General features: G+C 68.6%; 16 protein-coding genes. 8 read left to right on the top strand and 8 right to left on the bottom strand.

Going from position 1 to position 20767, the window contains the following annotated elements; genetic code table 11:
* Positions 1–215: 215 nt before the first annotated feature.
* Entirely contained in the window at positions 216–593 is a 378-nt protein-coding gene (locus AC5JLE_RS13195; RefSeq protein ID WP_069118100.1) for a DUF4124 domain-containing protein, read from the bottom strand.
* Positions 594–673: 80 nt separating this feature from the next.
* Here AC5JLE_RS13195 and pssA point away from each other — a divergent pair, with 80 nt between their 5' ends.
* Genes pssA through rimI form a run of 3 tightly spaced genes read left to right on the top strand, consistent with a single transcriptional unit; the run spans position 674 to position 2444 of the window.
* A complete protein-coding gene (gene pssA / locus AC5JLE_RS13200; RefSeq protein ID WP_005415206.1) occupies positions 674–1450 on the top strand; it encodes a CDP-diacylglycerol--serine O-phosphatidyltransferase in 777 nt (258 codons plus the stop codon).
* Positions 1447–1950, top strand: a complete 504-nt coding sequence (locus tag AC5JLE_RS13205) for a hypothetical protein (protein ID WP_014645872.1) — start codon at positions 1447–1449, stop codon at positions 1948–1950. Before pssA ends, AC5JLE_RS13205 begins: the two co-directional genes overlap by 4 nt.
* A complete protein-coding gene (rimI, locus tag AC5JLE_RS13210; RefSeq protein WP_014645873.1) occupies positions 1947–2444 on the top strand; it encodes a ribosomal protein S18-alanine N-acetyltransferase in 498 nt (165 codons plus the stop codon). The genes AC5JLE_RS13205 and rimI overlap by 4 nt, the downstream gene beginning before the upstream one ends.
* Positions 2445–2489: 45 nt before the next feature.
* Here rimI and AC5JLE_RS13215 read toward each other — a convergent pair whose 3' ends face one another.
* From AC5JLE_RS13215 to AC5JLE_RS13235, 5 genes are all read right to left on the bottom strand, one after another.
* Positions 2490–3311: an EamA family transporter gene (locus AC5JLE_RS13215; RefSeq protein ID WP_032962266.1), complete on the bottom strand. Its 822-nt coding sequence runs from the start codon at positions 3309–3311 to the stop codon at positions 2490–2492.
* 184 nt (positions 3312–3495) lie between these two features.
* Positions 3496–6324 carry a valine--tRNA ligase gene (locus tag AC5JLE_RS13220; RefSeq protein ID WP_032962264.1) on the bottom strand — a complete coding sequence of 943 codons (2829 nt, stop codon included), beginning with the start codon at positions 6322–6324 and terminating at the stop codon, positions 3496–3498.
* Positions 6325–6357: 33 nt separating this feature from the next.
* Positions 6358–6549, bottom strand: a complete 192-nt coding sequence (locus tag AC5JLE_RS13225; RefSeq protein ID WP_014035920.1) for a YqaE/Pmp3 family membrane protein — start codon at positions 6547–6549, stop codon at positions 6358–6360.
* Positions 6550–6568: 19 nt separating this feature from the next.
* Entirely contained in the window at positions 6569–6994 is a 426-nt protein-coding gene (locus AC5JLE_RS13230; RefSeq protein ID WP_014645876.1) for a DNA polymerase III subunit chi, read from the bottom strand.
* Between the two features lie 82 nt (positions 6995–7076).
* On the bottom strand, positions 7077–8555 hold the full coding sequence (locus AC5JLE_RS13235; protein ID WP_032962262.1) for a leucyl aminopeptidase: 1479 nt from the start codon (positions 8553–8555) through the stop codon (positions 7077–7079).
* Between the two features lie 104 nt (positions 8556–8659).
* Here AC5JLE_RS13235 and lptF point away from each other — a divergent pair, with 104 nt between their 5' ends.
* Positions 8660–9742 carry an LPS export ABC transporter permease LptF gene (gene lptF / locus AC5JLE_RS13240; protein ID WP_496065357.1) on the top strand — a complete coding sequence of 361 codons (1083 nt, stop codon included), beginning with the start codon at positions 8660–8662 and terminating at the stop codon, positions 9740–9742.
* A complete protein-coding gene (lptG, locus tag AC5JLE_RS13245) occupies positions 9739–10845 on the top strand; it encodes an LPS export ABC transporter permease LptG (protein ID WP_197561994.1) in 1107 nt (368 codons plus the stop codon). Before lptF ends, lptG begins: the two co-directional genes overlap by 4 nt.
* A 179-nt stretch (positions 10846–11024) precedes the next feature.
* On the opposite strand, the gene AC5JLE_RS13250 is transcribed toward lptG, so the two are convergent.
* Entirely contained in the window at positions 11025–11516 is a 492-nt protein-coding gene (locus AC5JLE_RS13250) for an RDD family protein (protein ID WP_197561995.1), read from the bottom strand.
* A 56-nt stretch (positions 11517–11572) separates the two neighbouring features.
* Between AC5JLE_RS13250 and xerD the strand changes: the two genes are divergently transcribed.
* Both xerD and AC5JLE_RS13260 read left to right on the top strand, forming a co-directional pair.
* Entirely contained in the window at positions 11573–12550 is a 978-nt protein-coding gene (gene xerD / locus AC5JLE_RS13255; protein WP_046428433.1) for a site-specific tyrosine recombinase XerD, read from the top strand.
* 100 nt (positions 12551–12650) lie between these two features.
* Positions 12651–13436, top strand: coding sequence for a thioredoxin fold domain-containing protein (locus tag AC5JLE_RS13260; RefSeq protein ID WP_014645882.1), 786 nt, complete (start codon positions 12651–12653; stop codon positions 13434–13436).
* A 121-nt stretch (positions 13437–13557) separates the two neighbouring features.
* Here AC5JLE_RS13260 and AC5JLE_RS13265 read toward each other — a convergent pair whose 3' ends face one another.
* Positions 13558–15657 carry a glycosyl hydrolase family 18 protein gene (locus AC5JLE_RS13265; protein WP_069118013.1) on the bottom strand — a complete coding sequence of 700 codons (2100 nt, stop codon included), beginning with the start codon at positions 15655–15657 and terminating at the stop codon, positions 13558–13560.
* A gap of 829 nt (positions 15658–16486) precedes the next feature.
* On the opposite strand from AC5JLE_RS13265, the gene purL reads away from it, so the two are divergent.
* Positions 16487–20371, top strand: coding sequence for a phosphoribosylformylglycinamidine synthase (gene purL / locus AC5JLE_RS13270; protein ID WP_496065358.1), 3885 nt, complete (start codon positions 16487–16489; stop codon positions 20369–20371).
* The last annotated feature ends 396 nt before the right edge of the window (positions 20372–20767 follow it).

Here is a 20767-nt window from a genome sequence, read left to right on the forward strand (position 1 = left end):
GGGGGGGGGTTCTCTTGGGGGGGGGCCCCCGCCCGGGCGCCCGCGCCCCCCCCCCCTTGGTGGGTTTCCGGCACACCCCGCACTCCGACACCGCCCCGCCAAACCCACAGATAGCCCAGAGCCGGCTGTTGCCCTTGCTGTTGCCCTTGCTGTTGCCCTTGCTGTTGCCCTTGCTGTTGCCTCTGCAGGTGCAGGGCGCAGCCCTGCCGATACCCTTAACCGGCCGGTGGGCAGTACGCCTTGATGGCGGCCTCCGCCAATCCCCTCTGCGCGGTGTGCTGCTCCGGAGTCAACGGGGTATCGGCCTTGCCATCACCATCGGTGTCCTGCATCACCTGGCCACCACCGTCCAGCAGGGCCAGGTTGGCCCGGGCCGTGCTGCACTGCCCGGGGACCGGCGCGGCCGGGGTCTCGGTGCTGGCTGCGGCCTGCGGGGTGCGGGCCTGCTCGCGGGTCTCGAACTTCTTGCCCGCCGGCGGGGTCTCCGAATACTGGGTTACGCCATGGGCGTCCTTCCATTTGTAGACGGGGCCGGCCAAGGCGTTGGCACTGGCCAACAGCAGCAGGCATCCAAGGCAGGACAGGGCACGCATGGCAGACTCCACGGAATGGGCGCAGAACGCCGATTGCAGCATTGGCGCCGACCGCTGGCAAGTCGATTAAACTGGATTCCATGGACCCGATCACACCGCCGCCGCGCTCGCGCACGATTTACCTGCTGCCCAACCTGTTCACCACCGCCGGCCTGTTCGCCGGTTTCTACGCGATCATCGCCGCGGCCAACGGGGATTTCGTCAATGCCAGCATCGCCGTGTTCGTGGCGGCGGTGATGGATGGCCTGGACGGGCGCGTGGCGCGCCTGACCGGTACCAGCAGCGAATTCGGCGTGCAGTACGACTCGCTGGCCGACCTGGTCAGCTTCGGCATGGCCCCGGCGCTGGTGATGTACCACTGGTCGCTGTCGTGGCTGAAGTTCGACGATCCGCTGCTCGGCCGCGTCGGCTGGGCCGTGGCCTTCCTGTATGCGGCCTGCGCGGCGCTGCGCCTGGCCCGCTTCAATACCCAGGTGGCGGTGGTCGACAAGCGCTGGTTCGTCGGCCTGGCCAGCCCGGCAGCAGCGGGCCTGATGATGTCCTTCGTCTGGGCGTTCGCCGATGGCAACCTGGGCTGGGACGGCAACCAGCTGCGGTACGTGGCGCTGGCGGTGACGATCATCGCTGCGCTGCTGATGGTCAGCCGCATCCGCTTCTGGAGCTTCAAGGGGGGCGCTGCCAAGGGCACCCGTTCGGACCGCGTGCCGTTCCTGGTGCTGGCACTGGTGCCGGTGGCGATCGCGATTGCGGTCATCGACCTGCCGCGCGTGCTGTTCGCGGTCGGCATCCTGTACGCCTTGTCCGGCCCGGTGATGTGGGCCGTGCAGCGCCTGCGCAAGAAGCCCGAGGCCGCGTGAGCCAGGACCTGCCCGTGCTGTGGTCACCGGCCCAGCAGGCCTGGCTGCAGGCCATGGGCTACACCGTCTATCACGATGGCCAGCTGGCTGCCGAGCTGGATGCCGCGCTGCAGTTGAGCGTGGCCGAAGCCGAGGCCAGCGTCGCCCCGCCGGAACCGGTGCGGGCCCCCGTGCCGTCGCGCGAACAGCATGCCGGGGTGGCGCCCGCAGCCCGCCCGGAACGGCCGGCACCGCCGCGCCGCGAAACGCCGGTCAGTGCCCCGGATACCGTGCCGGCGGCTGAGCGCCCGATGCCCAGCGGCAACGCGCGCCAGCCGGTGGTCCGCCTGCCGGATCGCCTGCAGATCGCGCTGCTGCGTGCGTCCGGCTGCAACCCGAACGACCCGGCTACGCAGCGGTTGATGGACAGCTGGCCACTGGACCAGCTGCGCCACGACCCGGCCGCCAAGCGTGCGCTGTGGCCGCAGCTGCGTGCCCTGCGCAAGCGGGGCACGCCATGAGCGCGGTCACCCGACCCGGCCCGGTCAGCCTGCGTGCGTTGCGCGAGAGCGACCTCAATGCGGTAATGGCGATCGAACTGCGCGGCTACCCTTTTCCCTGGACCCGCGGCATCTTCATCGACTGCCTGCGTGCCGGCTATCCCGGCCTGGCGATGGAGCGCGATGGCCTGCTGGTCGGCTATGGCGTGCTCAGCATCGCCGCCGATGAAGCGCACGTGCTGAACATCTGCATCGATCCGCTGGCACAGTCGCGCGGGCTGGGCCGCCAGCTGCTGCGCGCGCTGGTGCAGCTGGCCGCCGACCGTGGCGCACAGCGCGTCTTCCTGGAAGTGCGTCCGTCCAATACGCCGGCGCTGGCGCTGTATCACAGCGAAGGATTCAACGAGATCGGCCGCCGCCCGCGCTACTACCCGGCTGCACAGGGCCGCGAGGATGCGGTCGTGATGGCGATCGAGCTGGTCGACGGCGATCTGCAGGAAATGCCGCCGCTGTAACGCAGACGGGTTGCCGGCCAGCGGCCGGCACTACCGATGCGTCGCTCACGCCAGCCGCAACGCCAGCACGCCGCCCACGATGAGCGACGCTGCCAGCCAGCGCGTGCGCGGCACCCGCTCGCGCAGCAGGAACACCGAGATCAGCAGCGCGAACAGGATCGAGGATTCGCGCAGCGCCGAGATCATTGCTACCGGCGCCTGGGTCATGGCCCACAACGCCATCGCATACGAGGCGGTGGTGCCGACGCCACCGGCCAGTCCCAGCGGCCAATGCTGCCGCGCATAGTCCAGTACCGCGCCGCCGCGCGTATACAACGCCCACAGCGGCAGCGGGATGCCCGACAGCAGGAACAACCACAACGTGTAGCTGAGCGCGCTGCCGGACTGGCGCGCACCCTGCGCATCGACCAGCGTGTAGGTGGCGATCATCGCCGCGGTCAGCAGCGGCAGGCGCAGCTGGCCGCCGCGCGCCCCCAGTGCCATGCACAGGATGCCGGTGCTCACCAGCACCACGCCCAGCCACGCTGCGGCGGGCAATGGCTCACCGAGCAGGGTACCGGCCAGTGCGACCAGGATCGGCGCGCTGCCACGCATCAGCGGGTAGGCCAGGCTCATGTCGACCTGTTGGTAACAACGCGCGACCAGCCCGTAGTAGGTCACCTGCAGCAGCACCGACGCAGCCAGCCAGGGCCAGCTGTGCGCGGCCGGGAAGGGCAGGAAGGGCAGGGCGGCGGCCGACAGCAACGCGGCACTGCCGGTCACCAGCACGGTACCGAGGAACTTGTCCGGGCCGCGCTTGACGATCGCATTCCAGCTGGCATGCAGCGCCGCGGCAGCGAGGACGAGCAGGAAGATGGAAAGCGGCATCCGCCGATGATGCCATGCGGGGCAAATGGAAACGCCGGGCATCGCCCGGCGTTTCCGATTCCGCTTCGGTGGGTGCCAACCTCTCTCGCCGTGGCAGGGGCCAACCCCCCCCTGCCGTGGCAGGTGCCAACCTCCCCTGTCGTGGTAGGTGCCAACCTTGGTTGGCACGCACCAAAGCGCGGCGTTACAGCTTCGCGCGCTGCTCGCGCAGGCCGGCCAGCTGGGTGTTCCAGTCGACCAGGCGCACGCGCTCCTGATCGACCACCGCCGGTGGCACCTTGTCGGTGAACCTGGCCAGCTTGGTTTCGCTCTTTTCCTGCTCACCTTCCACGCGCTTGATCTCCTTGTCCAGGCGCGCGCGCTCGGCATCGAGATCGACCAGGCCTTCCAGCGGCACCAGCAGCTTCAGCTCGCCCACGATCGCGGCGGCCGCCGGTGGTGCGCTTTCGCCCTCGGCCAGCCACTGGATGCTGTCCAGCTTCAGCAGGAACGACAGCGAGGCGCTGAAGCGTTCGATGCGCACGCGGTCCTGCTCCAGGCCGGCCTGCAGGCGCAGCGGCACCTGCCTGGACGGCGCGACGTTCAATTCGCTGCGCACGCGACGCACCGCACTGATCACCGCCTTCAGCCATTCCACGTCGGCCTCGGCCTGGGCGAAATCACCGGCGAATTCGGCGGCGGTCGGATACGGGCGCAGCGACAGCGTGGTTTCGGCCAGGCCCAGGCGCGGGGCCAGCTGCTGCCACAGCTGTTCGGTGATGAACGGGGTGAGTGGGTGCAGCAGGCGCAGCAGCGCTTCCAGCACGTACAGCAGGGTGTGGCGGGTGCTTTCGGCATCAGCCGCGTCGGCACCGTTCAGTGCCGGCTTGCTCAGCTCCAGGAACCAGTCGCAGAACGCGTTCCAGGCGAACTCGTACAGGCACTGCGCCAGCAGGTCGAAGCGGTACGCGGCGAAATGGCCCTGCGCTTCGGCGGTGGTGGCGGCCAGGCGCGAAAGGATCCAGCGCTCGGCATCGGTGCGCGGGGTCGGCACGCCGGTGAACGCCGCACCTTCGGTGTTCATCAGCGCGAAGCGGCTGGCGTTCCACAGCTTGTTGCAGAAGTTCTTGTAGCCCTCGGCGCGGTTCATGTCGAACTTGATGTCGCGGCCGTGGGTGGCCAGCGCGGCGATGGTGAAGCGCAGCGCATCGGCACCGTGGGCAGCAATGCCGTCCGGGAATTCCTTGCGGGTGGCCTTCTCGATCTTCTCCACCATCTTCGGCTGCATCAGGCCGCCGGTGCGCTTGGCGACCAGGTCGTCGATGGTGATGCCGTCGATGATGTCCAGCGGGTCGAGCACGTTGCCCTTGCTCTTGGACATCTTCTGGCCCTGGCCGTCGCGGATCAGGCCGGTGAAGTACACGTCCTTGAACGGGATCTTCCCGACCAGGTTGTCGGTGGCCATGATCATGCGCGCCACCCAGAAGAAGATGATGTCGAAGCCGGTGATCAGCACCGACGACGGCAGGTAACGGTCGAAGCCGCGCTCGGCCATGGCCTGTTCGTTCGGCCAGCCCAGGGTGGAGAACGGCCACAGCTGCGAGGAGAACCAGGTCTCCAGCACGTCGCTTTCCTGGTTCAGCACCACCTCGCTGCCCAGGTTGTGCTTGGCCCGCACTTCCTCTTCGCTGCGACCGACGTAGCAGCTGCCGGTGGCGGCATCGAACCACGCCGGGATGCGGTGGCCCCACCACAGCTGGCGGCTGATGCACCAGTCCTGGATGTTGTTCATCCAGTGGCGGTAGGTGTTGATCCAGTTCGGCGGCACGAAGGCAATGCTTCCGTCCTCGACCAGGTCCAGGCCACGCTTGGCCAGGTCGTCCATCTTCACGAACCACTGGTCGGTCAGGTACGGCTCGATCACCTGGCCGGTTCGGTCGCCACGCGGCACCTGCAGCTTGTGCGCCTTGGTCTCGACCAGGATGCCCAGGTCTTCCAGCTCGGCCAGCACGGCCTTGCGTGCTTCATAGCGGTCCAGGCCCCGGAAGCGTTCCGGCGCGTTCTCGTTCAGCGCCGCCACCGGGGTGAACAGGTTGATCATCGGCAGGCTGTGGCGCACGCCCACTTCATAGTCGTTGAAGTCGTGCGCCGGGGTGACCTTGACCACGCCGGTGCCGAACGCGCGGTCCACGTAGTCGTCGGCGATCACCGGCACGCGCCGGCCGGTCAACGGCAGCACCACGTTCCTGCCGATCAGGTGCGCGTAACGCTCGTCTTCCGGGTGCACCATCACCGCGGTATCGCCCAGCAGGGTTTCCGGGCGGGTGGTGGCAACGACCAGGTAGTCGCGGGTTTCGCGCAGGGTTTCCACGCCGTCGGCATCGCGCTCGACGTGTTCGTAGCTCAGGCCGTCATCCAGCGTGTAGGCGATCGACCACAGGAAGCCGTCCTCCTCGGCGCTCTCCACTTCCAGGTCGGAAATGGCGGTCTTCAGCACCGGGTCCCAGTTCACCAGGCGCTGGCCGCGGTAGATCAGGCCCTGCTCGTACCAGCGCACGAAGGCCTCGTTGACCGCCGCCGATGGCTGCGGGTCCATGGTGAAAGTGCTGCGCGACCAGTCGGCGGAGGTGCCGAGGCGGCGCATCTGGCGTTCGATGGTGTCGCCGGACTGCTGCTTCCACTCCCAGACCTTGCCGATGAAGCCTTCGCGGCCCAGCGAATCGCGGGTCTCGCCCTTGCCTTCCAGCGCCAGGTTGCGGCTGACCACCATTTCGGTGGCGATGCCGGCGTGGTCGGTACCGACCTGCCACAGCGTGTCGTAGCCGCGCATGCGGTGGTAGCGCACCAGCGCATCCATCAGGGTCTGCTGGAAGGCATGGCCCATGTGCAGGGTGCCGGTCACGTTCGGCGGTGGCAGCAGGATGGTGTACGGCTCGCCCGTGCCGGACGGCTTGAAGTGGCCGGCCTTCTCCCAGGCCTCGTAGAGGTCGGTCTCGAAGGACGTCGGGTCGTAGCTGGAGGCGAGTTGGGTCATGCGGGGGAACCGGTAATCAAGGCGGAAGGGAGATCAGCGCGACCCGAGGGCGCGGCGGATCTTCTGGTCGGTGTGGTACTGGCTGACCGCGTAGGCGGCCCAGATGGCGGCGGGCAGCCAGCCGATCAGGGTGATCTGCAGGATCAGGCAGACGATCCCGGCCAGCGGCCGGCCGATGGTGAAGAAGGACAGCCAGGGAAGAATCAGGGCGATCAGCAGGCGCATCAAGGGGTCCTCGCCGGGCTCACATGTCGTGCTTGTTGAGGTCGTAACCGGCGGCCTTGTACTGGCGCCAGCGCTCGCGCAGCGGTTCGCGCGCTTCCGGATCGGCCGGGACCACTTCCAGCACACGCTCGCACTGGCCCAGCCAGGGCTCATCGCGCAGGTTGATCACCAGCGGGCGTGCCGGCGCGTCGGTGCCGGGTACGGCGATCAGCACCAGGGCCTCTTCCTCGTCCATGTCTTCGCCGGCAATCTGGTGCGGGATGTAGGCATCGTTGTCGAACGCCCACAGCAGCTCGTCCAGTTCCTCGGCCTGGGCCTGGTCACGGGCCAGCACCAGGGTGAACAGCCCTGCGTCGTTGGCCTTGCGCGCCAGTTCGCAGACCAGGCGCAACGGCTCGGTCAGGAAGCGGGGCTTGGCGATCAGGTAGAAGTCGGCGCGGGGCATGGCAGGGTCCGGGTCAGGCAGGGGCCCGGCAGTGCCGGGCGAGGCCCCGGCCGGCGTCTGCCGGCCAGGGTCGGGTACGGCATCAGGCGCGGGCGACCTGGTCCAGCAGCCACTGGCTCAGCAGGCCGACCGGGCGGCCGGTGGCCATGCCACGCTTGCCTTCATCGCTGGCGACGCCGGCGATGTCCAGGTGGGCCCAGCGCTGGCCTTCGGTGAAGCGCGACAGGAAGCAGCCGGCGGTGATCGCGCCGGCCCAGCGGCCGCCGATGTTGTAGACGTCGGCGAAGGTCGAATCCAGCATCGGCTGGTACTCGTCCCACAGCGGCAGGCGCCAGGCGCGGTCGAACACGTGCTCGCCGGCGGCCAGCAGCTCGTTGGCCAGGTCGTCGTGCTTGCTCATCAGGCCGGCGGTCTGGTGGCCCAGGGCGACCATGCAGGCACCGGTCAGGGTGGCGACGTCGACCAGCGCGGCCGGCTCGAAGCGCTGTGCGTAGGTCAGCGCGTCGCACAGGATCAGGCGGCCTTCGGCGTCGGTGTTGCCGACTTCGATGGTCTTGCCCGACATCGAGGTGATCACGTCGGAAGGACGGTAGGCGTTGCCGTCGATGGCGTTCTCCACCGCCGGCACCACCACCACCAGGTTCAGCGGCAGCTTGGCCTTGACTGCCGCGACGAAGGTGCCGATGACGTTGGCGCCACCGCACATGTCGTACTTCATCTCTTCGATGCCGCCCTGGGTCTTCAGGTTGACGCCACCGGTATCGAAGGTGATGCCCTTGCCGACCAGCACGTAGGGCTTGGCGTCGCCGCCATTGTTCCACTTCAGCACGACCAGGCGCGGGCGGTTGGCCGAACCGCGGGCCACGGCCAGCAGCGAGCCCATGCCCAGCGCTTCCATCTGGTGCTCGTCGAGGATCTCGGCTTCGGCACCGTCGTGCTCGCCGGCGAACTTCACGCCGACCTCGGCCAGATGGGCCGGGGTGCAGTAGTTCGGCGGCAGGTTGCCCAGTTCGCGGGCGAACTCGACACCGGCGGCGATGGCCTGGCCCTGGGCCAGGGCCTGGGCGTCGTCACCGGCCACGGCCAGCTGGGCCAGGCCGGCATCGTCGGCCTTCTTCTTGCCCAGGGTGGCGGTGTAGCGGTAGGCGGCGTGATCGGCGGCGATCACTGCCTGGCGGATCGCCCAGGCCGCGTCGCGGTCCTTGATGGCCACTTCGGACAGGGTGAACAGCGCGCTGCGGGCGGCGCCGGCCTTCAGCGCGCGCACCGCGTCGCCCACGGCCTTCAGGTACTGCGGCACACCGAAGCGGGCGGCGTCGCCGAGGCCGACCACCAGCACGCGCGGCGCGGTCGCGCCCGGCAGGTCGTGCAGCAGGGTGGTCGCGCCGGTCTTGCCGGACAGGTCGCCACGCTGGGCCAGGGCGGCCAGGCGGCCACCGCTGGCGGCGTCCAGGGCCTGCGCGGCCGGGGTCAGGGTATGGTCGGCATACGCGCCGACCACCAGGCAATCAACGGTGGCGGCGGCCGGAGCAACGTGGTTCAGGGTGAATTCGAGGGCCATTGAGCAGATTCCATTGGCGAGTCCGTACAATCGCAGGCCGTTTACGCCCAGACAGTAGACTGGGCGGCACCGCGAACGAACCCCAGAGTTTAAACCACCGCCCCATGTTGAAGCTCGACCGATACCTGCTGGGCGATTTCGTCCAGAGTTTCCTGGCTACCCTGATCGTCCTGCTGGTGGTCAGCGTGGGCGGCGTGCTGGTGGACATCCTCGGCAACATCGCCGACGGACGCCTGCCGGCCAAGCTGCTGTTCTCCCAGCTGGGCCTGCAGTTCATCGCCTACCTGCCGCTGATCCTGCCGCTGGCGCTGATGCTGGGCCTGCTGCTGGCCGTGGCCCGGCTCTACCGCGACTCGGAGATGGCGGTCATCACCGCCATTGGCGTGGGGCCCAAGCGGCTGCTGCGGCCACTGCTGATGCTGGTGGTGCCGGTGGTGCTGCTGGTCGGCGCCTGCTCGCTGTGGCTGGGCCCGTGGGCCGGCCGGATGGCCGAGCAGATGATCATCGATGCCAACCGCAGCGTGCTGATGGCCGGCCTGGAGCCGGGCCGCTTCACCCCGCTGCCCAATGGCGGCGTGGTGTACCTGTCCTCGATCTCCCCCGATGGCACCCAGCTGGGCAAGGTGTTCCTGCAGCGCCAGAAGGATGACCGCCTGGAAGTGGTGTCCGCCAATGGTGGCCGCATGTTCTTCGAGGGCACCCGCCAGCGCTTCCTGGAGCTGGATGATGGCCACCAGGTGGAAGGCCCGGTGGCCGGCGCGCTGGATTACCGGCTGGCGACCTTTGCCCGCAACGACGTGGCCCTGCCCGACGGTGCACAGACCCGCACCGAGGACGACCCGGAACTGATGCCGACCCTGCAGCTGATCGGCGATGAGCGCCCCCAGGCGCAGGCGCAGCTGCACCGCCGCCTGGCACCGCCGCTGATCGCGCTGGCCTTCGCCCTGCTGACCGTGCCGCTGGGTCGCAGCTCGCCGCGCCAGCAGCGCTACGGCCGCATGATGCTGGCCCTGATGGCCTACATGGTGGGCACCAACCTGATGTTCATCGGCAGTGGCTGGATCGCCAACGGCAAGATTCCGGCCGCGCTCGGCCTGTGGTGGTTGACCGTGCCGCTGCTGGCGCTGGCGATCTGGATGTATGCACGTGATGGCCGCCTGGGCCGCTCGAAGGGAGCCCGCGCATGAGGCTGCGCCCGATGCGTTTCGATCTGTACCTGGGCCAGTCGGTGTTCACCACGGTGCTGCTGACCTGGGCGGTGCTGGTCGGCCTGGACGTGGTGATGGCGTTCTCCGGCGAGTTCAAGGACATCGGCAAGAACGGCTACACCCTGGGCCATGCCGCCGCGTGGGTGCTGTACACGGTGCCGCGCCGCGCCTACACGATGTTCCCGACCGCCGCGGTGATCGGCGCGCTGATGGGCCTGGGCCAGCTGGCCGCGACCTCGGAGCTGACCGCCCTGCGTGCGCTGGGCCTGTCGCGCAAGCGCCTGAGCGTGTCGGTGGCGATCGCGCTGTCGCTGCTGACCGCAGTGATGGTGCTCAGCGCCGAGACGCTGGGCCCGTGGGGGCAGGACCGTGCCGATGCATTGAAGGCCAGTGCCAAGTGGGGGCGGGACATCTCCACCACCCGCTACTCCGGCCTATGGGCACGCGAAGGCGACACCTTCCTCAACGCCCAGAGCGGCGAGGAACAGCTGGTGGGCGACAAGGGCACGCGGCTGATCCTGCGTGACGTGCGGCTGTACCGGATCGCCGAAGACGGCAATATCGCCTCGTTGACCCATGCCGCCACCGCCGAGCACGACAAGGACGGTTGGGTGCTGACCGGGGTGCGTCGCGACACCTTCGGCGAGCGCTCGGCCAGCCGTCAGGAAGTGGCGCGTGAGCCGTGGAACTCGAAGCTGGATCCGGCGGCGCTGGCCACCGGCATCGCCAAGCCGCGAAACCTCAGCGTGGCCGAGCTGAGCACCAGCATTGCCTACCGCCAGCGCAACGGGCTGGATGCGCGCGATTTCGAGGATGTGTACTGGAGCCGCTGGTTCTACCCGGTGAACGTGCTGGCGCTGTGCCTGGCCGCGGTGCCGTTCGCGTTCGGGTCGCTGCGTAGCGGCGGCATGGGCAAGCGCCTGTTCCTGGGCATCCTGTTTGCACTGGGCTTCTGGCTGCTGCAGCTGTTCTTCGGCCGCATGGCCGGTGCGCTGAAGTTCGATTACCGCATTGCCTATGCGCTGCCGCCGATCGTGATGCTGGCCGTGTCCGGACTGTTGTTCCGGCGCAAGTCGGGCTGATTCTTGTAGCGCGGGGCCATGCCCGGCGCTACCGGGGCAATCCACCGCTTCGGCATCCGTGCCACGACCACCAGCATCCCGGCCCAGCGTGCTGGATTCTGTAGAGCCGAGCCCATGCTCGGCTGCTTTTTGCGCACCGCCTGCCAGCCGAGCATGGGCTCGGCTCTACAGATCGTGCATCACCGCTTGGGCATGCGCACCAGGCGGGTGCCGCTGGCGCGGTCGTGCCAGGTCAGGCGTTGGCGGTCGACCCAGGCCCACCAGAATCCCAGGCCGCCCAGCAGCAGCGACAGCGTCCCCACCGCGAAGCGCAGCCACAGCTGGCCGCGCCGCAACGGCGTGCCATCGCGCGACTGCAGTTTCAGCCGCCACGGCCGCATGCCCAGCGTCTGTCCGCCACGGCGCCAGCTGGCCGTGGCATACCACCCCGTGATCGCCCAGCACACCGCCCACAGCAGCCACTGCCAAGCGCTGAACGGTGCGATGTTCTCGCGCTGCGCGTGGCCGCTGAAGGTGTAGGCGAGGGTGAACAGCGTGCCGGCCAGCATCCACAGCGCCAGCACCGGCAGCGCGTCGTAGGCCATCGCCAGCATGCGCCAGGGCAGCAGCGCGCGCGGACGGGGCGTTTCAGTAGCGGCCGCAGGGGCCGTGTCGGTGGCAGGGCGGGACATGCGCCGAGCATACGCAAAGCTGGCCGTGCCCGCAGTGGCCCTCGTATCCTGCATGCATGGCCCTTGTTTCCACCCCCGCCGAACGCCGCCAGCTGGTCCAGCAACTGCCCGAGCTGCGCGCCGACGACAGTGTGCGCATCCAGCGCTTCCTCGATGCGATCTGGGCCGAGAACGGCCTGGCCCGCGCCACCCTGGACAGCTACCGGCGCGACCTGGAAGGGCTGGCGCGCTGGATGGATGGACGCGACGGTGGCCTGGCCGGCATCGAACGTCCCGGGCTGTTCGACTACCTGGCCTGGCGCACCCGCCACGGCTGGTCGCCGCGCAGCAACGCGCGCCTGCTGTCGGCGCTGCGGGCGTTCTTCGCCGATGGCGTGCGCCGTGGCGAACGCAGCGAAGACCCCAGTGCGCTGCTCGACCCCCCGAAGCTGCCGCGGCTGTTGCCCAAGGCGCTGGCCGAGAGCCAGATCGATGCGCTGCTGGCGGCACCGGACATCGACAGCCCGCTGGGCCTGCGCGACCGCGCCATGCTGGAACTGATGTATGCCGCCGGCCTCCGCGTGAGCGAGCTGGTGCTGCTGCCGGCCACGGCGGTCAACCTGCGCCAGGGCGTGTTGCGGGTCACCGGCAAGGGCAGCAAGGAACGGCTGGTGCCGCTGGGCGAGGAATCGCAGCACTGGCTGGAGCGTTACCTGCAGCAGTCGCGCCCGCTGCTGGTCGGCAAGGGCAAGGTGCATGCACTGGCGGATGGTCAGACCCCGTTGTTCATCGAGCCGACGTTGCATGCGCTGACCCGGCAGGCGTTCTGGCACCTGGTCAAGCGCCACGCGCAGGTGGCCGGCATCGACCCGGCGCGGATCAGCCCGCATGGCCTGCGCCACAGCTTCGCCACCCATCTGCTCAACCGCGGTGCCGACCTGCGCGCGCTGCAGATGCTGCTCGGCCACAGTTCCTTGTCGACCACCCAGATCTACACCCTGGTAGCGCGCGAGCATCTGCAGAAGCTGCATGCCCGCCACCATCCGCGCGGCTGAGGGCCGGGCTGAATCGCTGCCCGGGGCCGTGCCGGGCGTCGCGGCCCGGTACCGGCGGCTGTGTCAGAATCCGGAGTCTTCTTCTGTTGCGGATCGCTCCATGCTCCGATTTGCCATCGCCGCCGTGTTCGGTGCGCTCAGCCTGACCGCCTGCGCCCAGCCGGCTCCGCCGGCCGCCAAGGCGCCTGCTGCCGCTGCGGCCAAGGCCAGCCCGGCCGCCAACGCGCCGGCCGACCAGGCGGTACGTGCCGCGTTGACCGCGCTCAATCCGGGTTTCCAGGTCGATTACATCGGTGCCGCGCCGTTCCCCGGCTTCCGCGAGGTCGTCGTTTCCGGCCAGCTGCTGTACGTGTCCGATGACGGCCGCTACCTGTTCCAGTCGCAGCCTTACGACACCCGCGCCAAGGGCCCGGCCAACAGCGAGGGCCTGCTTGGTTACCGCCGCGGCCTGCTGGCCAAGGCCAACCACGGCGATCGCATCGTGTTTGCCGCGCCGAACGCCAAGTACACCATCAGCGTGTTCACCGACATCGAGTGTGGTTACTGCCGCAAGCTGCACCAGGACATCGCCGAACTCAACCGCAACGGCATCACCGTCGAGTACCTGGCGTTTCCGCGCATGGGCCTGGGCAGCAAGGACTACACCGACATGATCTCGGTCTGGTGTGCAGCGGATCGTCGCCAGGCCCTGACCAACGCCAAGCGCGGTGGCAGCGTGCCGGCCAGGAACTGCACCAACCCGGTGGCGATGCAGTACGCGCTGGGCCAGCAGCTGGGCGTGAATGGAACGCCGGCGATCTTCGCGCCGGATGGCACCCAGCTGGGCGGCTACCTGCCGCCGGCGCAGCTGCGTGCCGCGCTGGAGAAGCTGTCGGCCAAGCGCTGATCGCCGCTGGTTTTTTTCTGTAGAGCCGAGCCCATGCTCGGCTGCGGAAACAGCAGCCGAGCATGGGCTCGGCTCTACAGGCAGGAAGCCGGGGATGCGTGTCGCATCCCCGGCTTTTTGCTTACTTCAGGCCATCACTGACCGCCTTGGTCAGCGTGCCCTGCGCATCGTCACCGCTGAACTCCCAGACGAACGCGCCGCCCAGGCCCTGGGTCTTCACGTAACCCATCTTGCGGGTGATGTTGGCCGGGGTGTCGAAGCTCCACAGTGTGCTGCCGTTGTAGATCCAGGTGGCACCGGCGGTGTTGTCGGTGTAGCCCGGCCACGCCAGGTTCTTCAGCACCTTCCAGTCCTCGATGCCGGCTTCATACGTACCCGGGGCGGCGCCGGTCGCGGTCTGGTACAGGCCGTTGTTGGCGTTGGCCACACCCGTCCAGCCACGCCCGTAGTAGCCAATGCCCAGGTTGAGCTTGGCGGCGGGCACGCCACGGCTGATGAAGGCCTCGATGGCGTCGTTGCTGTTGTACAGCTTCTGGTCGCCGGTGGACGGATCATTCGGCGAATCGAACAGCGCCGACTGGTGATTGGTCTTCGCATCCCACGCGCCGTGGAAGTCGTAGGTCATCACGTTGATGTAGTCCAGGTACGGGTGGTATGCGGCCGGATCGGTGACACGGATCTTGTCGATGCCGGCACCCACCGCCACCGTCAGCAACAGGCCCGGCCGCACCGCATCGAGTTGGCGGCGGAACTCGGCCATCAGCGCGGTGAAGTTGGCGTTGTCTTCCGGCTTGCCGCATTCGATGCCACAGGCCACCGGGTATTCCCAGTCGATGTCGATGCCGTCGAACACGCCCAGCGCGGCACCGGCACCGCCGGCACCGTCGGTCACCGGCAGGTTGCCCTTGATGTAGGCGTCGATGCACGAGGCGACGAAGGCCTGGCGGTTTTCCGGGCGCGCTGCGCTGGAGAAGCCGCGCGACCAGGTCCAGCCACCCAGCGAGATCAGCACCTTCATGCCCGGGTATTTGGCCTTGAGCTGCTTGAGCTGGTTCCAGTTGCCGCGCAGCGGCTGGTCCCAGGTATCAGCGCTGCCGCTGACACTCTCGGCGGCACTGAAGGCCTTGGTGTAGTCGGCGAAAGCATCGCCACCGGCACCGCTGTTCGGATCCGACGGCTGGGTGATGCCGACTTCGCATCGGTTGTTGCGCACGTTGCCGAACGCGTAGTTGATGTGGGTCAGGCGTGCGGCCGAGCCGCTGCTGTCGATGTTCTTGACCCGGTAGTTGCGGCCGTAGATGCCCCACTGGGTGAAGTAACCGATGACCCGCTTGCCGGTGGTGCCGCCGTCACCGGCCAGCGTGGTGGCGCTGATTTCGGTGCCCTGCGCCGACGCGTTGCCGGCGTTGTCGCGCGCCCGCACGCGGTAACGGTAGGTGGTCGATGCGGTCAGCCCGCCATCCACATAGCTGGCACTGGACGGCGAACCGACCAGGCTGCCGTTGCGGTACACGTCATAGCCAGCCAGGCCACTGCCGCCGGTGTTGTCGGTGGACGGGCTCCAGCTGAGCGCGATGCTGTTGGCGGTACGGGTGCCGACCGCCAGCCCGCCCGGCACGCTCGGTGCGGTGGTGTCGCCACCGGCGGCGTTGACGGTGATGGTGATCGTCGCGGTGCTGGCGGTGGCGTTGTTGTTGTCGGTCGCGACCGCGCGCAGGGTGTGGCTGCCGGCGCTGGCATTGGCCCAGCTGGCCGCATACGGCGCACCGGTGGCCACGCCCAACGAGCTGCCGTCGCGGAAGAACTCGACCTTGGCGACGCTGCCGTCCGGGTCACTGGCGGTAGCGGTCACGTTGACCGTGCTGCCGGCGCTGAAGGTGGCGCCGTTGGCCGGCGAGGTCAGGCTGACCACCGGCGGCTGGTTGCTGCCGCTGCCATCGCAGGCACCAAGGTTGGTGTAGTAGGGCGCACCGGCCGGATGGTCCGGCGGCGCGTTCCAGATGTCCTGGTTCGCCCGATAGAGGACGCCTCCTTTCTGCAGGGTATCGCCGGCCCGGTAGATCCTGGCCTGGTCCCACTGGGCCACGCCGGCACAGCTGGCAGCCTGCGCCAGGCCGGGCAGGGCGGCGGTACCGGCGGCCAGGGCAAGCAGCCAGGCCAGGTGGCGGGGACGACAGCTTCGGGTCGAACGTTCGGCACTGCGCACAATCGGGTCGTACATGGGTAAGTCTCCGATCAAAGGGCGCGCGGGCCCCGATGGCGCCGCGCGTGACGCAGGTCCGGGCGTCGCCCGGGAAGGCGACGGAGGGGGCGGACGGGGTACCTGGGGGGCCGGGGAGAGAGTCCGGCGCCAGGTGGGGACAACGTTGTCATCAATCGCGTGGTCAATCCGTGAGCAAGCGCATGGTTCCGGGATTCGGGCGGAGAGCGGCGCTGCGCGCGGTCGGCGGCCATCGGCGGAGCCCCTCGTGGCTGGTCGGGCGCGAATTCATGGGTTTGGCCGGGTGGGTGGGGTCAGGCGGGGACGCCGTGAACCCGTCCCTGGGGGCTTGGCCGCGGCATCCATGCCGCGGACACCCCGCCTGACCCCACCCACCCGGCCTCTGACAGGTTCCTGCGCAGCCAGCCACGAAAGACAGAACAAAAAATCAAAATCAAAAGCAGAAGCCGGTCGCTGCGCTCTCCAATGCCTGATTTCTGATGTTCCCTGGTTGCCGGCCAGCGGCCGGCACTACCGCAGAGCCTCCACGCATGGCGTGGATCCACCGCACATCGCGGGAAACTGTCGGGGGCGGGGTGGTGGGGGCCAGCAGGACCGTTGGCGCCATGGATGGCGCCATCGAGCCCCCATGGACGGGTTTACGGCGTGTCCTGCTGGCCCCCACCACCCCGCCATCCCACGGGAACCCAGCTTTTGCTTGGGCCATTGCCGTTGCCATTGCCGTTGCCGCTGCCCTGGCCTCGACGGGTGCCGGGCGCCGCCCGGCCAGAGCCCATCCCCCGCTTCCGGTACAATGTCGGGCCCGTTTCCCAACTACGGTTCCCCGGACATGATGGTCCTCGAGGGCGCGCCCGCCCTGTCGCCGTTCCGCCGCGAACGTCTTGAATCCCGCCTGCAGTCCATCGCTCCCTCCCTGCGCATCAGCGGTGCCTGGCACGTCTACTTCGTGCAGCCCGAAGGCAGCGCCGCCCCCGACCTGACCACCCTGTGCCGCATCCTCGAAGCGGCGCCGCAGGCCGAAGCCGTGGCCGACGGCGCGGTCAGCCGCATCGTGGTGCCGCGCCTGGGCACGCTGTCGCCATGGTCGAGCAAGGCCACCGAACTGGTCCGCGGTGCCGGCCAGCCGGTCAGCCGGGTCGAACGTGGCCTGCGCATCGACGTGCAGGGCTGGCCGGCCGATGCCGCCGCCCAGCAGGCGCTGGTCAAGGCGCTGCACGACCCGATGACGCAGTCGGTGCTGGAGACCGTGGAACAGGGCCAGGCGCTGTTCTCGGCACCGGCCCGGGGTGAACTGGAGCGCGTGCCGGTGGACCAGCTGGAGGCCGCCAACCAGCGCCTCGGCCTGGCCATGGCCCAGGACGAGATCGACTACCTGCGCGAGCGTTTCACTGCGCTGGGCCGGTCGCCGTCGGACGTGGAACTGATGATGTTCGCGCAGGCCAATTCCGAGCACTGCCGCCACAAGATCTTCAACGCCAGCTGGACCATCGACGGCCAGGAGCAGGACCGCTCGCTGTTCCGGATGATCAAGAACACCCACCAGCAGACTCCGCAGCACACGCTCAGCGCGTACAGCGACAATGCCGCGGTGATCGAAGGCCATCCGGCCTCGCGCTATCGCCCCGATCCGGCCAGTGGCGAATACCGCCGCGAGCCGCAGGTGCCCAGCGCGTTCCAGATCAAGGTGGAAACGCACAACCACCCGACCGCGATCGCGCCGTTCCCGGGTGCCTCGACCGGTGCCGGTGGCGAGATCCGCGACGAGGGCGCGACCGGCCGTGGCGGCAAGCCGAAGGCGGGCCTGACCGGCTTCTCGGTCTCGCACCTGCGCATCCCCGAGCTGCCGCAGCCGTGGGAAGCGCCGCGCGCGCTGAACCCGCGCATGGCGCCGGCGCTGGAAATCATGACCGACGGCCCGCTCGGCGGCGCCGCGTTCAACAACGAATTCGGCCGACCGAACCTGCTCGGCTACTTCCGCAGCTTCGAGCTGCCGGAAGGCGCCGATCTGGTGCGTGCGTACGACAAGCCGATCATGCTGGCCGGCGGCCTCGGCGCGATCGACCGCGTGCAGGTCGACAAGATCCAGCTGCAGGCCGGTGATGCGGTCATCGTGCTGGGTGGCCCGGCAATGCTGATCGGCCTGGGCGGCGGCGCGGCCAGTTCGGTGGCCTCCGGCGAGAGCGCCGAGGACCTGGACTTTGCCAGCGTGCAGCGCGACAACCCGGAAATGGAGCGCCGCTGCCAGGAGGTCATCGACCGCTGCGTGGCGATGGGCGCCAACAACCCGATCAAGTTCTTCCACGACGTCGGTGCCGGTGGCCTGTCCAATGCCATCCCCGAACTGCTGCACGACTCCAAGGTCGGCGGTGTCATCGACCTGGGCAAGGTGCCCACCGATGATCCGTCGCTGTCGCCGATGCAGCTGTGGTGCAACGAGTCGCAGGAGCGCTACGTGCTGGGCGTGGCCCAGGAGCGCCTGGCCGAGTTCGCCGCGCTGTGTGCCCGCGAGCGCTGCCCGTTCGCCGCCGTTGGCGTGGCCACCGCCGAGGAACATCTGGTGGTGGCCTACGGTGCCGTGCCGGGTCACACCCCGCCCGATGCGCCGATCGACCTGCCGATGGACGTGCTGTTCGGCAAGCCGCCGAAGATGCACCGCGACACCGCGCACCCGCCGGCGCCGCGCTGGCCGGCGCTGAAGACCGGCGGCCTGGACCTGCAGGAAGCGGGCCTGCGCGTACTCGCGCACCCGACCGTCGCCTCGAAGAACTTCCTGGTCACCATCGGTGACCGCAGCGTCGGCGGCCTGACCGCGCGCGAACAGATGGTCGGACCGTGGCAGCTGCCGGTGGCTGACGTGGCGATCACCCTGGCCGACTTCGATGGCGTGGCCGGCGAAGCGATGTCGATCGGCGAGCGCACCCCGCTGGCCCTGCTCGACGCCGCTGCGTCGGCACGCATGGCGGTGGGCGAAGCGCTGACCAACCTGTGTGCGGCCCCGGTCGATGCGCTGGATGAAATCAAGCTGTCGGCGAACTGGATGGCCGCGGCCGGTCATCCGGGCGAAGACGCACTGCTGTACGACGCGGTGAAGGCGGTGGGCATGGAACTGTGCCCGCAGCTGGACATCAGCATCCCGGTGGGCAAGGACTCGCTGTCGATGCAGGCGCAGTGGCACGACCAGGGCGAAGCGCACAAGAGCGTGTCGCCGGTGTCGCTGGTGATCTCGGCGTTCGCGCCGGTCGCCGACGTGCGCCAGCAGCTGACCCCGCTGCTCGACCGCGACGTGGACAGCGAGCTGTGGCTGATCGGCCTGGGTGCCGGCAAGCAGCGCCTGGGCGGTTCGATCCTGGCCCAGGTGCACGCCGACCATGGCGATCTGCCGGCCTTCGCCGGTGCCGCTCCGGACCTGGACGATCCGCAGCGCCTGCGTGGCTTCTTCGAGCTGATCCGCGATGCGCGCCAGTCCGGCCTGCTGCTGGCCTACCACGACCGCAGCGACGGTGGTGCCTTCGCCGCGCTGTGCGAAATGGCCTTCACTTCGCGCCTTGGCCTGGACATCACGCTCGATGCCTGGGGCGATGATCCGTTCCGCAGCCTGTTCAACGAAGAACTGGGTGCGGTGGTGCAGATCGCGCGCGAAGACCGCGCTGCGTTCGCCGACCTGGTCGAACGCCACGCACTGACCGAATGCGCACAGCGCATCGCCAAGCCGACCACCGCGCCGGTGGTGCGCGTGTCGCTGGGTGGCGAGAACCTGGCCGAATGGCGTTGGGACGCACTGTTCGACGCCTGGTGGTCGGTCACCCACGCGATGCAGAAGCGCCGCGACAACCCGGCCAACGCCGATGCCGAGCGCGAGGTCGCCCGTGCCTTCAACGCACCGGGCCTGAAGCCCAAGCTCAGCTTCGACCTGAACGAGGATGTGGCGGCACCGTTCATCAGCACCGGTGCGCGTCCGCGCGTGGCGGTGCTGCGCGAGCAGGGCGTCAACGGCCAGATCGAAATGGCCAACGCCTTCGAACGTGCCGGCTTCCGCGCCTTCGACGTGCACATGAGCGACCTGATCGAAGGCCGCGTGGCGCTGCAGGATTTCACCGGTCTGGTCGCCTGCGGCGGCTTCAGCTACGGCGATGTGCTCGGTGCCGGCCGTGGCTGGGCCACCTCGATCCTGGAGCGCAGTGCGCTGCGTGATGCCTTCGCCGCGTTCTTCGCGCGCGAAGACAGCTTCGCGCTGGGCGTGTGCAACGGCTGCCAGATGATGAGCCAGCTCAAGAACATCATCCCCGGTGCCGGACACTGGCCGCAGTTCCGCCGCAATGCCAGCGAGCAGTTCGAAGCCCGCACCGCGCTGCTGGAAGTGGTGGAATCGCCGTCGATCCTGCTGCGTGGCATGGCCGGCTCGCGCCTGCCGGTAGCGGTGGCGCACGGCGAAGGCCAGGCCGTGTTCGACAACGCCGTCGACCAGGCTGCCGCCCGCGTCTCGCTGCGCTACATCGATGGCCATGGCAACGTCGCCAGCCAGTACCCGCTGAACCCGAACGGTTCGCCGGACGGCATCACCGGCCTGACCAGCACCGACGGCCGCGTCACCATCATGATGCCGCACCCGGAGCGCACCCCGCGCGCGCTCAACCTGAGCTGGGCACCGGCTGAATGGCAGGGTGATTCGCCGTGGATGCGCATGTTCCGCAACGCGCGGGTGTGGTGCGGCTGATCGCATCGTTCCGCGCAGGCCGCAATGCCACCGCGTATGGAAAAACCCGCCGCTTTGTCGGCGGGTTTTTCTTTGTGTGCGTGAAATTGCTGATCTGGCCGCTAGTTACATCCGTTTTCATGCGCCAGCAGTTCGTCACGTATGTCTAACAAAATGCCTTTATAAACACGTGAAATAGTGAACTGCTTCACGGCAATAGGATTTGTCGTGTCAAAGTCTTGACGATCTGCAAAGTTGCCGTTAACACTTGAACCCCGTTTCAGAATCATTCATTTCGCAGTAACCGGTTGGCGCACGCGCTCGGTTTTCTGTCGCTGCGCGCCGTTCGGCAATACCCCGCAGTAAATCACGCGAATAAACGCCCCCAGGGGACGTTGGGCCGGAAAGCCCAGCGGT

Source organism: Stenotrophomonas sp. (assembly GCF_059505245.1).

What these genes read in the sequence shown, in the direction of transcription:
- AC5JLE_RS13235 (WP_032962262.1), bottom strand. Translation starts at nt 8,555, where the DNA reads ATGGCCCTCGAATTCACCCTGAACCACGTTGCTCCGGCCGCCGCCACC.
- AC5JLE_RS13250 (WP_197561995.1), bottom strand. Translation starts at nt 11,516, where the DNA reads ATGTCCCGCCCTGCCACCGACACGGCCCCTGCGGCCGCTACTGAAACG.
- lptG (WP_197561994.1), top strand. Translation starts at nt 9,739, where the DNA reads ATGAGGCTGCGCCCGATGCGTTTCGATCTGTACCTGGGCCAGTCGGTG.
- AC5JLE_RS13215 (WP_032962266.1), bottom strand. Translation starts at nt 3,311, where the DNA reads ATGCCGCTTTCCATCTTCCTGCTCGTCCTCGCTGCCGCGGCGCTGCAT.
- AC5JLE_RS13265 (WP_069118013.1), bottom strand. Translation starts at nt 15,657, where the DNA reads ATGTACGACCCGATTGTGCGCAGTGCCGAACGTTCGACCCGAAGCTGT.
- rimI (WP_014645873.1), top strand. Translation starts at nt 1,947, where the DNA reads ATGAGCGCGGTCACCCGACCCGGCCCGGTCAGCCTGCGTGCGTTGCGC.
- lptF (WP_496065357.1), top strand. Translation starts at nt 8,660, where the DNA reads ATGTTGAAGCTCGACCGATACCTGCTGGGCGATTTCGTCCAGAGTTTC.
- AC5JLE_RS13260 (WP_014645882.1), top strand. Translation starts at nt 12,651, where the DNA reads ATGCTCCGATTTGCCATCGCCGCCGTGTTCGGTGCGCTCAGCCTGACC.
- AC5JLE_RS13195 (WP_069118100.1), bottom strand. Translation starts at nt 593, where the DNA reads ATGCGTGCCCTGTCCTGCCTTGGATGCCTGCTGCTGTTGGCCAGTGCC.
- AC5JLE_RS13225 (WP_014035920.1), bottom strand. Translation starts at nt 6,549, where the DNA reads ATGCGCCTGCTGATCGCCCTGATTCTTCCCTGGCTGTCCTTCTTCACC.
- purL (WP_496065358.1), top strand. Translation starts at nt 16,487, where the DNA reads ATGATGGTCCTCGAGGGCGCGCCCGCCCTGTCGCCGTTCCGCCGCGAA.
- pssA (WP_005415206.1), top strand. Translation starts at nt 674, where the DNA reads ATGGACCCGATCACACCGCCGCCGCGCTCGCGCACGATTTACCTGCTG.
- AC5JLE_RS13230 (WP_014645876.1), bottom strand. Translation starts at nt 6,994, where the DNA reads ATGCCCCGCGCCGACTTCTACCTGATCGCCAAGCCCCGCTTCCTGACC.
- AC5JLE_RS13220 (WP_032962264.1), bottom strand. Translation starts at nt 6,324, where the DNA reads ATGACCCAACTCGCCTCCAGCTACGACCCGACGTCCTTCGAGACCGAC.
- xerD (WP_046428433.1), top strand. Translation starts at nt 11,573, where the DNA reads ATGGCCCTTGTTTCCACCCCCGCCGAACGCCGCCAGCTGGTCCAGCAA.